The sequence below is a fragment of the Brevibacterium aurantiacum genome (assembly GCF_003932995.1).
GTDB classification, from domain to species: domain Bacteria; phylum Actinomycetota; class Actinomycetes; order Actinomycetales; family Brevibacteriaceae; genus Brevibacterium; species Brevibacterium aurantiacum.
The window spans coordinates 2,570,931-2,585,218 of sequence record NZ_CP025333.1; the positions used below are offsets into that span (position 1 = coordinate 2,570,931).

General features: G+C 61.8%; 9 protein-coding genes. 2 read left to right on the top strand and 7 right to left on the bottom strand.

Annotated features, from left to right (window positions below; all coding sequences use genetic code 11):
- Positions 1-224 precede the first annotated feature (224 nt).
- On the top strand, positions 225-2,933 hold the full coding sequence (locus CXR25_RS11810) for a sigma-70 family RNA polymerase sigma factor (protein WP_096177815.1): 2,709 nt from the start codon (positions 225-227) through the stop codon (positions 2,931-2,933).
- Positions 2,934-3,374: 441 nt separating this feature from the next.
- On the opposite strand, the gene CXR25_RS11815 is transcribed toward CXR25_RS11810, so the two are convergent.
- The 5 genes from CXR25_RS11815 to CXR25_RS11835 form a co-directional block, all read right to left on the bottom strand.
- On the bottom strand, positions 3,375-5,732 hold the full coding sequence (locus tag CXR25_RS11815) for a 2OG-Fe(II) oxygenase (protein WP_101584556.1): 2,358 nt from the start codon (positions 5,730-5,732) through the stop codon (positions 3,375-3,377).
- A complete protein-coding gene (locus CXR25_RS11820) occupies positions 5,729-6,304 on the bottom strand; it encodes an ATPase (protein WP_009884111.1) in 576 nt (191 codons plus the stop codon). The genes CXR25_RS11815 and CXR25_RS11820 overlap by 4 nt, the downstream gene beginning before the upstream one ends.
- Positions 6,304-6,663, bottom strand: a complete 360-nt coding sequence (locus CXR25_RS11825) for a TA system antitoxin ParD family protein (protein WP_029417373.1) — start codon at positions 6,661-6,663, stop codon at positions 6,304-6,306. Before CXR25_RS11825 ends, CXR25_RS11820 begins: the two co-directional genes overlap by 1 nt.
- 87 nt (positions 6,664-6,750) lie before the next feature.
- On the bottom strand, positions 6,751-8,814 hold the full coding sequence (locus CXR25_RS11830) for a PQQ-binding-like beta-propeller repeat protein (RefSeq protein WP_125240582.1): 2,064 nt from the start codon (positions 8,812-8,814) through the stop codon (positions 6,751-6,753).
- A 109-nt stretch (positions 8,815-8,923) separates the two neighbouring features.
- A complete protein-coding gene (locus CXR25_RS11835; RefSeq protein ID WP_009884114.1) occupies positions 8,924-9,862 on the bottom strand; it encodes a patatin-like phospholipase family protein in 939 nt (312 codons plus the stop codon).
- Between the two features lie 83 nt (positions 9,863-9,945).
- On the opposite strand from CXR25_RS11835, the gene CXR25_RS11840 reads away from it, so the two are divergent.
- Positions 9,946-10,164 (top strand): hypothetical protein, encoded by a 219-nt coding sequence (locus tag CXR25_RS11840; RefSeq protein WP_009884115.1) that lies wholly within the window; start codon positions 9,946-9,948, stop codon positions 10,162-10,164.
- 59 nt (positions 10,165-10,223) lie between these two features.
- On the opposite strand, the gene CXR25_RS11845 is transcribed toward CXR25_RS11840, so the two are convergent.
- Both CXR25_RS11845 and CXR25_RS11850 read right to left on the bottom strand, forming a co-directional pair.
- Entirely contained in the window at positions 10,224-11,021 is a 798-nt protein-coding gene (locus CXR25_RS11845; protein ID WP_009884116.1) for an SWIM zinc finger family protein, read from the bottom strand.
- Positions 11,014-14,139, bottom strand: a complete 3,126-nt coding sequence (locus CXR25_RS11850; protein WP_009884117.1) for a DEAD/DEAH box helicase — start codon at positions 14,137-14,139, stop codon at positions 11,014-11,016. Before CXR25_RS11850 ends, CXR25_RS11845 begins: the two co-directional genes overlap by 8 nt.
- Positions 14,140-14,288: the final 149 nt, after the last annotated feature.

Genomic DNA, 14,288 nt, shown 5'->3' on the forward strand with positions numbered 1-14,288 from the left:
CCACCCCGACGACCTGCCGGCACTGTCTATCCGCGTGAGTGAGCAGGGCCTAGTCGAATTGTTCGAGACTTCCTCAGAAGCAAGCGGAAACGGATCCGGCTGCTGCGATTAGCAGCCGAATTGGAGCAAATGGGCGCCTACACGTGCCGAGACGTCGCAGCCGGAAACCCTATGTCAGTACCTACGTCTACTGTTGTTTCAAGCACTTCACAAAGGAGACAACGATGACTTCTCGTTCTGTTCACCCGGTCCCTGTCCGTACGTTGATCAGCCCTGCGCGCATTTCCGATGACCCGAGCGCCGCCGTGGCCGCTGATCGAATAGGAGCTTCAGTGGCGGGACCAGTCGATGCAGTCGTACGAGCACCTCGGACCGAGGAACACTTCGTCAGAATCGTGTCGTCCCGGCCCAGCAGCGAAGTCAACCCCCATCTGTGGACCTGGCAGGCGGAAGCCCTCGACACATGGCATCAGTCAGAATGCCGAGGTGTCGTCGAAGCCGTGACCGGGGCCGGCAAGACGATGATCGGCATCACCGCGGCCTTTGAGGCATTCCGCCAGGGCATCAAAGTGCTTGTTCTGGTCCCGACCGCGGAATTGCAGTCACAATGGCAACGCCGCCTAATGGAGACCCTGCCCCAGGCAGATGTCGGTACGCTCGGGAACGGGCGGCGAGATTCCCTCGGCGCTTGCGACATTCTCGTGGCCATCATCAATTCGGCGACTCGGGCGGAGCTGCTGAAAGAGCATTCGGATGGTCTGCTCATTGCAGACGAGTGCCACCGGTACGCGGCGAAGTCCTTTTCGAAGGCTCTGCGATCCGACTTCCGCTACCGTCTCGGTCTGACCGCGACCTATCAGAGGCCGGACAAAGCGAATACAGCCGTTCTCGATCCCTATTTCGGTGGCGTCGTCTTTCAGATGTGGTATGAGCGTGCCCTGCGCGACGGCGTGATCGCCGAATTCGACATTGCGTTTGTCGGGATCGGCTTGACCGACTCGGAGCGCGGCGAATATCAGGTCGCCAGCTCAGCGATCAGCAAACTCGGCATGTCCTTGAAGAACAAGCTGAATCTTCAGGAGGCTTCGTTCGATCAATTTATGGTCGCCATCCAAACTTTCGCCAAGAAGAAGAATGATCCTTCTCCGATTGTGTTCATGGCCCGGAAGTATCTGGACGCGGTCGTGAAGCGACAACAGGTGCTCACCAACGCGAAGAACAAGATGAAGATCCTCGAGGGAATCGCGCCTGTGATAGCCGAGTCCAAGGGAAGTCTCATCTTCTCGCAGACAGTCGATTCATCGAGTCAAGCTGCGCTTCTGCTTCAGCGAGCGGGAATTGAGACCAAGGCTGTGTCGTCGGCGTCGAAGCCGCACGAACGTCGCGGAGCCATGCAGCAGTTCGCCAATGGTTTCGCGAAGGTTCTGTGTGCTCCTCGCATCCTTGACGAGGGCATCGATGTCCCCGATTCGGATCTCGCAGTTGTGCTCTCCGGCAGCAAGCAGCCTCGCCAGACCATTCAGCGTCTCGGGCGTATTATCCGACGCAAGAACGACGGACGACACGGACGATTTGTCGTTCTGTATGCGATCAACACGATTGAAGACGAGACTCAAAATCGCGATCAACAGTTCGGACCAGTTGTCCCTTCCGCCCGACGGATTGCTGATTTCACCGAAACGCAGATACGCGAGCTGCGGAAATTCCTGAGGGGGCCGGTGCCTGAAGCACCAATTGCGCCGCCGGAAGCTCCCGGTAGCAGCTCTGCGTCAGAGCCGACCCTGCCCGTCGGTACGACGGTCGAGCATTTCGTTCCACCACCTCTGCTCGCCGAAGACCTCCCCGATCAGAGCGGCGGAGATGAGCAGCCCACATCGAAGAAGATCGTCCTCGTCAAGGAAGCGGACGACGAACCTCAGGAACTTCTGCGCAGTGTCACAGATACTGATGACCTCGTCGGTGTCTACCTCAAGCAGATCGGCCAATACCCGCTGCTCAGTGCCGCCGAAGAAGTCGCAGTCGCAAAACGCATCGAAGCCGGCATGTATGCGACACACGTGCTCAGCCTTGGGCAGTATCAGACCCGGCGTGAACGCAGGTCACTCGAGTGGGTTGAAGCCGACGGAGCCGCCGCGTATGACGAGATGGTGACGTCCAATCTGAGGTTGGTCGTGTCGATTGCCAAAAAATACAACCGCAGCAAACTTGCGTTCCTTGATCTCATCCAAGAAGGCAACCTAGGTCTTGTCCGAGCGGTCCAGAAATTCGACTACACCAAGGGTAACAAGTTCTCCACCTACGCTACTTGGTGGATTCGTCAAGGAATTGACCGCGGGATCGGGGACGCTGCCAATACAATTCGCCTCCCAATCCATCTCTTCGAGAAGGTCTCAGAATTCTGGAATTGCATGAGGGATGATGAGTCCCGTGCCGCTTGCGACCATGATCATTCGAAAGTCGAGCAGGCACTCCGGATGCAGCCGGCCTCCCTGGAGGGTTACCTCGATCTCCAATGGGACGGACACTATGCCGAGAGCCTGATGTCGTTCGACGACCGCATTGCCGATCCAGACGTATTCACTGACGACCCTGAGACAAAGATCGTCGATGTGGAACTGCTGGAGACTGTCAACTCCGTAGTCGACAGTCTGCCTGCTCGTGAAGCTGAGATCATTCGTCGTCGATTCGGGTGGAATGGCGAGCCACCTCAAACCCTAGATGCCATTGGCAATCGGTTCGCGGTGACACGTGAGCGCATCCGTCAATTGGAGAAGAAGTCAATTGAGAAGCTCAAGGAACAGTTCGAGGCACACTCATTCTTCGCTGAAACCCACTTGCCTATGCCGAAGAAATCGATGGCGGCAACTCTGACCAGCGATTCGACGCTTCAGACCGCAGGAGATGACCCACAGCCGACTGAGTGTGACAAATAGGGCGGAGAAAGGCTGAAGGCTCGTCTCCGAGGGGCAGCGGTGCCAGCCGCCCGCAATCATTTGCTGCTCTATGGTCCACTGCGTTCCTGCTCAGGCGAAAAGTACGCGCTCTGACCTGCAACGAATCAGACGGTCAGGCCGAGTTTCCGATAGTATTAACACCTTTGTACCGTTCTCACTGGCCCGGTAACCGAATTGCAGATGGGTGAGTCCCATAGAGTGGTGGCATTCCCACCAGGGACTTCACCTCCAAAAACGTGAAGAACCATCGTGGGATCCGCGCAGATGAGGTTCTCCAGACATACACGCCAAGCCTCTTGGACGATTCCAGCAGTCCGCATAAGGCTGACCATCGATAGCTGTCGCACAAACTGAAGAGCCGTCATAGCGGGCCACGCAGCGAGCGAAACAGCAGAGTGCGCTGCGTCGTCGTTGCCGGTGTCACCGGTTCAGTCCCCGTACCCAGGCCAACTGTTCTGCGCAGTACTTCCGCCGTGCGGCATCTTCCTTCATGAGCAAGTCCGTCTTATGCAATTTGAGCTTGTGCGGGCTTCCTGTCCGTTCCGTCGTATGTGTCACCGGCAGACCCTGCGCATCGATGGCACTGTGAATGTGTTGTCGGCGCGGCTTCGCCAACGGCCAGGTCAGCGATTGCTGCTCCGACGATGCCAGGAATCCGGCCAAGTGATCGCAGTCGGCGCACCCGCAGCCGGAGAAGGGAATCGACCAGTCATCGGCGGCGCGTTCAGGCTTCGCAATTTCAGCCTCGAGACGACGCCGGCATTCGGCGACGATGGGGGCGAAGTTCTCGTCGGCCGGGTCCGCCGCCGATTGCAGAACGGACACGTAGAAGGGAATCAGATCGCCGCCCAGGCCGTCGAGGCCATCGACGATCGCTGCGGCGTGGTCCCTCGTCGCCGCCGACACCACCTCGGCGACGAAACCGCCGAGATCCGCCAATGATCTCCACGCCTGAGCCGGCGGCATCTGCCTTGCCGCCGAAGCGACCTGCTGGGGAATGAAGGCTGCCGCATGAGAGATCAACACCTCAGCGACGGTCGCACCCGATGGGGACTCGCCTGTTCGCAACACAGCGATCGTCGACGCCATGGAGGTGTTCACCCATTCGGTCAGGGCACGGACTCCGGGCGATGTGAAGCGCGGCCCGGAGGATGCCCACGAACCCAGTAGGTCACGAAGCCAGGTCGTTCCGTACCTCTCTGTCAGCGCGCCCAGCGCCTCCGCTTGCTCTGCACCCAGACCCGCAATTCCGTACGGGGTGAGTACGACGGTCGCGGCTGTTCTGTCCTCGACGCCCAACGCCACTTCCAATGCCAGGTCGAGCGACTCGGGACCGGCTCCCGACCAGAACGGCTCGAGCGACCGCGCATCGGCGGCCGCCTCGGCGATCTGCCCCTGAGTCAGCCGATCGGCCAAGGTTCGCAGCGCCCATCCAGAACCGGCCTCGGCACGAACAACGAACGACGATTCCATCGGCCACAGGATGATCGCGGCCCGCCGGTACCAATGGTCGACGGTGTTGCCGTAGTTGCCCATATAGCCTTCGTATTCGGCCGCATGAGCAGTGAGCTGCCGGGTGGAGGTGACCGCCAGCGTCTCCTCCTCCCCCACTCGCGATTCGATCGACTCGCCGATCCCCTTGTCGGGAACCATCCACCAGTTCAAGGTGATAACGCCGTCGAGCAGTTCGCCATCGGTGTCGAAAGTCTCGATGTCGGGTTCATTCTCGTCGTCCCAATAACGACCACACCGGTTGCCGTAGTAACCGCCGCGGTCGTCGATCGCAGCCTCGCGCGTTTCGTGGATCTCGCTCAGACCGAGCATCGCTTCGCAGCCGGCAGATCGGGCGGCGCTGAGCAGGCATGCGGCTCGCAGGCGGTCGCCGCCCTTGAGCGTGGTTCGGCTCAGACCGTGTCGGCTGTATTCGTGGTCGAGGAGGAACACCATCCGCTGGGGAGGTGTCGCATTCCCGCCACCCCATCGCGGCTTGACCGGTGTGGTGAAGTATTCGGTGATCAGAGCCCTCAGTTCGCTGTCGACGGGATCGCCGGTGCCGGCGTCGTCGGCAGCTGTGGTTGTCATCGTGTGGTCGTCGTCCGTCGTGTCTTCGGCCGCTGGGTGGTCGACGAGGAGGTTGAAGGTCAGTGTCACCCGATGACCTGACGTCACCGGCTTCACTTCGTGCCGTCGGTCAGCGTAGAACGCTGCGAGTGTGATGTCGTTCGGGTCGCCGGTGAAGATCCGGTCAGCACCGTGGTCGTCGACGACGAGTTCGCCACCGGTGTGGGTGGTCGGCAGTCCTACCACGAGTGTGGCCAGCATCGAGTCGTCCTTCTCCGAGTCCTGATGCGGCAGGAAGAACTGCCCCTCCCCATAGACGAGCATCGAGTGGAGTTCGGCGCGGACCGTCGCATCGGCAGGAATTCCCAGCGCGGCACTGAGGCAGCCGAGAGACTCGTTAAGCGCTCCCGTCCAGTTGTCTGTCCCCGCGGCGCCGGTTGGGTCGCCGAGGTGGACGTGCGCCGGATCGATCACCCAGGTGTCGCGGACTGTGGGGTCGAAGACGGTGTCCTCGCCACTGCCGAAGTGCGCGGGTTCGGCGATCGAGATCAGCGCTGCGATGTCGTCTTCGCCGATGGGGAAGGACAACGGCGCACGATCAATGAGGATGTTGAGGCCATCGGGCGGCACACGTGTCGATGCCGCATGGACGATGTCCGCACCGACGCGGCTCAAGTGGGTCTTGAGTCGGTCGGCGATCGGTTGCGAGGGCATCATTCTCCCAGTCTCTTCAGCGGGTCAGGGACCCAGGTCGGCCAGTCCGGCGAGCCCACCAGTGCTCCGAGTTCAAAGCTGGCGCACAGGTGGAACGGTCGGCGAGCGCTGCTGTTGTCGTACAGGTTCGCCGAATCAACCGTTCCGATCGTCTCCGCGACATGTTGCCACAAACGCTCATATCTCTCCCGGATCTTGTGCTCCGGCACTGCGTGCCCCCCGCGACGCACACGCTCGCGCACTCGCTGAACCGTGAGGTCGACGGGAACCATGACGATGTGCAGTGTGACGAGGAATCCGGCATCGGCAGCATCAGTGACCAGCTGGACCTTACTGGGGTGCGAGAACACGGTCTCTGAAATGAATGATCGCTTCTCGGCGATGAATTCCCGCCTTAGCCTCTCTGCGATCCGTGCTGCTTCATAGGCATGTTCCAGCTGAGTGTCCGGCCATCTCTGCGCTGCGATGACGTCGGCGTTGATGAACGGCAGATGCGTCACAGGTGCCAGGACGTCATGGACGTAGCTTGATTTCCCAGCGCCGTTCGGCCCCGCGAGCAGATGCAGAACCGGCATCAGGTCGTTGGACGATGCACGACCAGGTTGCCGTCCTCGTCCAGCTCCGAATACTCCTCACCGGCTGAGTCGAAGCCGGCTGCGTAATCCAGCCCCTTTCGCAGTGTGCGAGTGCGTTCTTCCCACGCCTCGCGCACGATGGCCTGTTCTCTTTCGGCGAGCGAGTCATAGGAGCTCGTTCCGGCCAAGACCTGCGTAATCTGACGATGGTTGACCGTGGGCGACGATTCCATTTCACGCCCGATGCGAGCCCAATGCGCAATCTGCTGAGGCACCGTCCTCGAGGCGGCCTTAGCCGCCGCGACAGCGGACTCGTAGACGTCTGCCGGCAATCTCGTCGGTTGGCTGCTCCTGTTCATGAATCCATTGTAGTACGACGCTACACTTGTTTTCCAGGGGCGGACGACGTTTCCAGGGCAGGTCGATCATTGTCGAATGTGCAGACTTCATCCGGTGTATGAAGACACCGAATACACCTTGACCGCTCCTGCCTCGTTGCCCTTCAGCAACAGGTGCGCTGCGTACCAACTGCCTTCTTCGTCCGGGTCGATTGTCTCGCCTGGCCCTTTCAGTCCGCAGATGACGTCGCCGGCTTTGATGGAATCGGCGCCGAAACCGCCGATTCCTTCCATCAGGCCAACACCATTGCTCATGGTGTAGTCCCCGTATTCCTCGTCCACGACTCCGATGAGTTCGCAGGTATCGACTTCGGTCCCGTCCTGGAGAGCCACGTTGCGGTAGGTCAGCGGTGGGTTCGCAGACGCATCCCCGATGACAATATCCAGGTCTCGCATGACCTCATCAGTGGCCATCGCACCGGCAGTGCCATCGTCGCCTTTCGCGGCCGCATCGACGAACTTCTGAACTGCTTCGACCTCCGGCACCCGGACAGTTTCTCCATCGGCGGTGAACAACGCATCTTGAGGGTCGTATCCGCCCTTCGACCATGCGAAGCGGAGTTCCGCTTCGCCTGTGCGCTCTGCGGCGTTGTATTCCTCGTCGCCGTAGACGGCTATATTGCTCACCGTCGCTGTCATATAGGGGCCGGTGAGGTCGATCGCGGAGACGATGCTGCGGTTGAAGTCGGCAAGCTGTTGGAAGTCCGAGTCCTCGCTCCACGGTTCGATCGAGGTGACGAGGTTCAACTTCTGGTCATAGACACCGACCGAATCCGTCACCCAGTTCCCACCCGGATAGCAGACGAAGTCGATAGCCACCATCGGCTTCGGTGTGGCCACCGACGTTGTCACGTCATTGATGGCGATCGATGACCCGTAGTCTCCTTCTGCGGTTTTGCCGTCTGCGAATGCCTGCTTCGCTCCCTCGGCCATAGTTAAGTCTGCACAGGCAGGAGGGACCTCCAGCTTCGCGTTCCGGATGTCGTCCTCCGACGGAAGCTTCGGTGCCGGCAGCGCCGAGATGCTCTCATCGAATCCCTTGTCCGCCGTAACGGATTCGTCGTCCGAGGAATCCGTGAAATCGAACGAGCTCACTGCGCCCTCATGCTGGATGCGCAGCTGACTGCCGGTGACGGCGAATCCGTCGGTCGGTGCGGACACTGCCCACAGCTGGTCACCGGTCGAGACATCGAGGCCTTTGACCCCGCCCGAGGTTCCGATGATGAGAACACCATCGACGGCTGTCCACGACGGGGTGACGCGTTTGTCACCGAGTCCGGTCACCTCGGCGGCGGAGGGATCGAGGTCCTGCGTCCACAGGACGCTGTCGGAATCGACGGCGGCAAGAGTATGACCATCGGAGACCACCCACGGTCCGGTCTCCCCCGCCTGGGGACCGGCGATCATCGAGACATGGGCCTCAGGTCCGAGATTCAGACCGTCATAGGTCTGATCGTCCGGCCCGGTCACTGCTCCTTCATCTTCGATGTCGAGAGGAACCCTCGATGATGCGGGATGGGGGTCGACATCGGCCTTGCTCTCAGCTGTCGCCATCGACCCGTCGCTGAGTGCGACCGCTCGGTCCCCGCACTGGACAGCCTCGCCGGAGACGCGGCATGCGGTGGGAGTGCCGGCCAGTTTCTCCTCGTCGTCGGAGGTGTCGTCGGAAGCGTCCGGGCCGAGCGCCTCGTCCAGCGGCGCGGTCTCGCCGGTGTCGATGTCCTGGTGCGGGATCGACACCGTCCAGGCGGGCTTTTCATCGTCACCCACTTGGGTAAGAATCGAGGTGGTTGACCCGATGAACCGCAGGATCTCTGGGGAGGTCTCACCGGCTTCGGCAGAGGCAGTCAGCGGGGCGCCGTTGAGGCGCATGTCCGCACTCAGACCGCTGAAGTCCATGACATCGGATTGGCTGGGAGTCTGAGCGTAGTCGGGTTCCGGATCGCCGAAGGGGTTGTACCCGGAGAAGAAGGCGAAGGAGCCTCCAGCGATGAGTGCCACGACCGCAACTGCGGCAATGCCGAGCAGGACGGGTTTGGATTTCGATTTCTTCGTCGCGCCCTGCTCGGACGAGGGCGGCTGTGATTCATAGGAATTCGGGTGGTCGCTCATACTCAGTGAATCTAGCAGGAAGCCCTGACGCGACTACACGAACTGTAGTGGATCACCGAAATGTTGTCAGATCGCAATTGTGGTCAACGATTGGGAGGAGCACACGTCCTCATCGACTCGATGGCACTGGGCTGCCTGACGCACCTACGAACTCACGGATCGCGGGCAGCTCGCGGCGGGCCTGGGACAGTCCCATGCGATGAGCAGCGGCGAGGCGTGAAAGGTCACGGGTGCCATTGTCGACCGGCATCCGCTCAGGAGCGAAGACGTGTGCCTTTCCCTCCGCTTCGAGAGCGAAGATCCGTTCGCGCGTCTCGTTGTACCGTGCCCACCGGGTCAACAGCGCCTCCGCCAATGCGGGATACCGACGGAAGATGCTCCGGTAGACTGCGGAGAAGCGCTGCGGCGCCTTTCGATACGAGCGCTCCTGCGTGAGCACGATGACGAACTTTTCGAAGCCCTCTATCTGTGCCTGACTCAGAGCGATTCCGCCGTCCTCGCCCATCGCCCCGTCGACGTACACATGCCCGTCTAAGTGGACCGGCGGCATCAGCCCAGGCATCGTCGAGGAGGCGCGTACACGGACCATCAGATCCTCGATCTCAGGAGTGTCTTTCCGCGACCAGACAACATCATCACCGGATACCGCATCGAACGCGACAATCCTCATGTCTGCAGGACTCGATTGAAATGACTCCCAGTCGAACGGCAGCGCCTCGTCGGGGCCGCCCGCCTGCTGGTAGATGTACTCCGCGTTGAACATGCCCTGCCCACGAGCGAAATAGCGCAGGCCGCCGAACTGTTCATCGGCGGCGAACTCGACGAATGACCGACGAGCGCGTCGCGCGTCACCGGACAAGTAGTTCACCGCATTTGAGGCCCCGGCGCTGATACCCGCGACCCAGTCGAAATCCAAGCCAGCTTCGAGCAGCGTGACGACCATCCCGCTCGTCAGCGACGCCCGCATGCCACCGCCCTCGAAGATCAGAGCTGTATCGCCGATCCGAGTCGTGTCCGCCGCTGTCGTCACCTGACTTGCACCTTTCATAATCGTCATCCTAAAGAAGGCTACCCGATGGTAATTGACCGGCACCCAAAGACGGCGGAGTCACCGCCAAGACAAGAGCATCGATGTCAGTCAGCACTGACCCCGAGATCCCGGTCGACCACATCGACCTCGGCCTCGCCGATGCCCACTTCCAGGATCAGGAGATGACCACAGTGGTGCTGCGAACCCTCAACAGAACGGCGAGTTCCAACCCGGCAGCCTTCCGCCGCGGGCTCGCTCATGAGCCGGCGACCGGAACTGCTGACTTCGTGGGCTCGAGCCGACATCATCGAAGACCGTGACACGGTGCTGGACCGTGACAAGCTGCTGGAGTGAGCGGAATTCTGGACAACCTCACTGATCAGCCGTCCTCGGCCAGCGCCTCATAGGCGGGACGGAGCACCTCGGCGAGGGGCTGCTTGCGCACCGTGACGTCGATTGGCGGCACCTGTTCGAGTACGGAGACCGCCGTCCCGAGCGGTCGTGGCGGGACGATCTGAGCAGGTTGGAAGTAGAACGCGTCGAGGAGCTCGGTCAAGGGCACCGGGGCGGAGTTCTCCGCCGTCGACCCGGTGTGCAGGTGCTCGAGAAGGTCCTCGCGTTCGCGTCCTCGCCAGGCGAGGATCCGAAACGGGTCCTCATCGAACTGTTCGGCGAGCAGATAGACCACGGCCGCGACATGCTTGCACGGCACCGCAGAGTCCGGACAGGAGCAGTCGAGAGTGAGCTCGCCCTTGATCGGGAACAAGGTCAGGCCCACATCGTCGAAGAGCTTCTCGATGTCGGCGGGCATCTGCCCTGACAGCAGTTGAGCGACGAACCAGGCGTCCTCGTTCATCCTCTCCTCGATGCTCGCCCATTCGGCCTTGCCGTAGGCGCGCAGTCCGATGCGCACGCGGTAGGGACGAGCCCGCGAGCCCTGCACAGTCGCATTCACCAGACCGGCATCGAGGTCGATATCGAGAACCTGACCTCGACGGGCATAGTTACGGCCACGGGTCAGCCGAGTGCCCATTCCCATGCCTTCGAGGACGGTGATGAACCGTGTCGACCACCAGGCCTGGGCCATCGAACCGCGTTTCGATTTCGCACGGATGCCGCCGTCGACCGTGCGCGGCTTCGAAGGCGGATAGAACCGGGACCCGAATGACTTACTCACCGACGGCATCCTTCGACAAGGTGAGAAGGTCGTGCAGACTGTCCGTCGACATCTCGGTCAACCATGACTCTCCCTCACCGACAACCATATCGGCCAACTCCTTCTTCTCCTCGAGAATTGCGTCGATCCTCTCCTCCAAGGTACCGATGCCGATGAACTTGCGCACTTGCACCCGGCGTTTCTGCCCGATTCGGAACGCTCGGTCCGTGGCTTGGTTCTCCACAGCCGGGTTCCACCAGCGGTCGAGGTGGACGACTTGGTTGGCAGCGGTGAGATTGAGCCCGGTGCCTCCGGCTTTGAGGGAGAGCACAAAGATCTTCGGACCGTCCGGTTCCTGGAAGTCTTTGACGATTTGGGTGCGACGCTGCTTCGAGGTGCTTCCGGCGAGATAGGCGACATCGGTGTCGAACTTGGCCGCAAGGTGAGGCACGAGCATCTCCCCGAAGTCGGTGAACTGGGTGAAGCACAGCACCCGATCCCCCTCCGCCAGGGTCTCGGACATGATCTCTTCGAACCTCTCGAGTTTGCCCGACCTCTGTCCGATCGCCGAACCGTCGTGGAGGAGATGGGCAGGATGGTTGCAGACCTGTTTGAGTTTCGTCATTGCCGCCAGCACCAGTCCACGTCTCTCGATACCGCTCGATTCCTCGATGCGCCCCATCATCTCGGCGACGACGGATTGGTACAGCGAGGCTTGTTCGACCGTGAGGCGGTAGTGCTGTTTGATCTCGATCTTCTCCGGCAGATCGTCGATGATCCGCGGATCAGTCTTCGTCCGTCGCAAGATATAGGGCCGAGTGATCCGACGCAGGCGGTGCGCTCGCTCCTCGTCGGCCCTCACCTCGATCGGACGGACGAATCGTTCGCGGAACTTCTCCGGGGTGCCAAGCATTCCCGGGTTGACGAAGTCCATGATCGACCACAGTTCGCTCAACCGGTTCTCCACCGGGGTGCCGGTCAGCGCGATCTTCTGTCCCCCGTTCAGACGCCGGATGGCCTTGGTGGTCTGGGAGAGGCGGTTCTTGATCACTTGTGCTTCGTCGAGGACGACGCGTACCCAGCCGATGCGTTCGAGTTCGGCGATGTCACGGGATGCGGTGGCGTAGGTGGTGATGACGAGGTCCGACTCGGCGAGAGCCGCATCAAATGCGTCCCCGCGGGGACGGGCCGACCCGTAGTAGACGAGGATGCGCAAGCTGGGGGCGAACCTGGCAACCTCGGCCTCCCAATTGCCGATCAGCGACATCGGGCACAGCAACAGAGTCGGGGCACTGGTCGCAGAATCAGGGTCAGCAACGGCGCTGGCGCGTGCGCGGGCGGTAGCCTCCAGGGCGAGCAGCTGCACGGTCTTGCCGAGACCCATGTCATCGGCGAGGACGGCGCCGATTCCCAGACGTCCGAGGAAGTCCAGCCAGCTCAATCCCCGAGCCTGATACGGGCGCAGTGTGGCCCGGAAGTCCTCAGGTGGGTCGACTGTCTCGATGGTCTGGGCCGCAGTGCCGTCGAGCAGGTCACCCAACCACCCGTCTGCCTCGACGGAGGTGATCTCCAAGGGCGTCTCGAGTTCCTCAGGATCGCCGAGGGCGAGCGTCATCACCTCGGAGATTGGCATCTGGCCCTCCTCATGGTTCTTGAGGAAGTCGAGTCCACGTCTGATTCGCTCTTGGTCGACGACAATCCACTGTCCCCGCATCTGCACCAAGGGTGCCTTGGCAAAGATGAGGGCCGCGATCTCGTCATCGCTGAGGCCGTGGTCCCCGACGGCGAGCGCCCAGTCGAAGCTGGCCAGCCCGTCCCTGCCGATCTTCGCTTCCTGTGGGTCGCCGTCTGTCGGTGTGGCATGGAGCTTGAGACCGACCTTGGGCGTCGTGCCCCACCAGGACGGCAGCTGCACCTCGACCCCCGCCTCGGCGAGTCCGGTCGCTGCAGTATTGAGGAAGTCGAAGGCCGCCGAGGTGGAGAGCTCAAGTTCCGTCGGTTCGGCCCTGCGCAGCCCCGCCTCGAGATCCGGGTATACCCGTTGAGCGCGAGCGAGTTCGGCCAGCAGCACCTCGCGGGGTTTGTCGAGCCACCTCGCCAGACTCCCATCGTCATCCCAGACTCGAAAGGCGTCGATGACGAGGCTCTGGTCGCTGCGTGAGCGCAGGAGGAAGTCGAGGTGCCAGCGAACTTCGGCAGCGTCCGATTCGGTGAGGGCGCCTCCTTCAGGTTCAGGATCACGCAGGCGCAGGACCAACTGTGCCGGACCAGGTGACTCCGCTCCTTCGCGTACCCACGGGTCGAGTTCACGGATGAGTTCTTCCGCCGCGGCGGGGGCGATGTCGACACGTGCATCATCACCGGTCAGTGACTCGAACCACGTCTCGGCGGCGGGCAGAGTGGAGGGACGACGGCCCCGCCGAGGTGCCAGTAGGTTTGCGGGCAGGCGCCGGCGCACGAGGGCGTCGACGACGCCGTCCAAGAGTCCCAGGGTCAACTCGGCCTGCGGTGTCTCCGGTGCGGCGGCGCGAAAGGACGGCGGCATGGTCTGGACCAGACCGTGGTTCGTCACGGCGTCGGCACCGGTGGCGAACACCCGCCACCGGGCCTGCACCTCGGTGGTGGTGGTGTCATTGTCGTCTTCGTCGTCTCGGCCGACGATGACACAGGTGGGGAGCACGCGGGAACGATCCACGAGCATCTCGCCATGTCGGCGAAGTTCAGCAACATAATGAACGGAGGCGGCCGGTCGCACGTCGACCTCCGACTGATCCCCCAGGATCGAGTCGAGAACAGAGGACAGTTCGGAAGCGGGAATCCGCATCACGGGCACAGACCACGGCAGCAGAGACGGAGCCGAAGAGGACCGGCGCCGAGGCTGGATGCGCACCATCTCGGGTGGATCCAAGGGCGAGCGCTGCAGGGATGGAAGCAGGAGAGTCTGGGGCGTTCTGCGAGCCCCCTCTGAGCGCCCGAGAATGTCGGCGAGTGAGTCGGTGGGGACGGCGAAGGGGTGGTCGCGGACTTGGCGCACTGCTGCGCTGGGGCTCGAGACCGGGAGGGCGGAGTCCTCGGCCCACATGCCGATGTCGATTCCGTACTGGGCATCGGGCAGTGCACAAGCATGCAGAACGTACACTCTGACTCCTTCACACCTGGCTCACCGGTCGACGCATCTACGATACAGTCTGCCGAGCTCTCATCATGGACTTTGTCAGTGCCGGTGAGGGGCAGGTTACGATCGATGCTGCCACTTGTCGGCTCGCGTCACCTCAACAGTTCGAGATG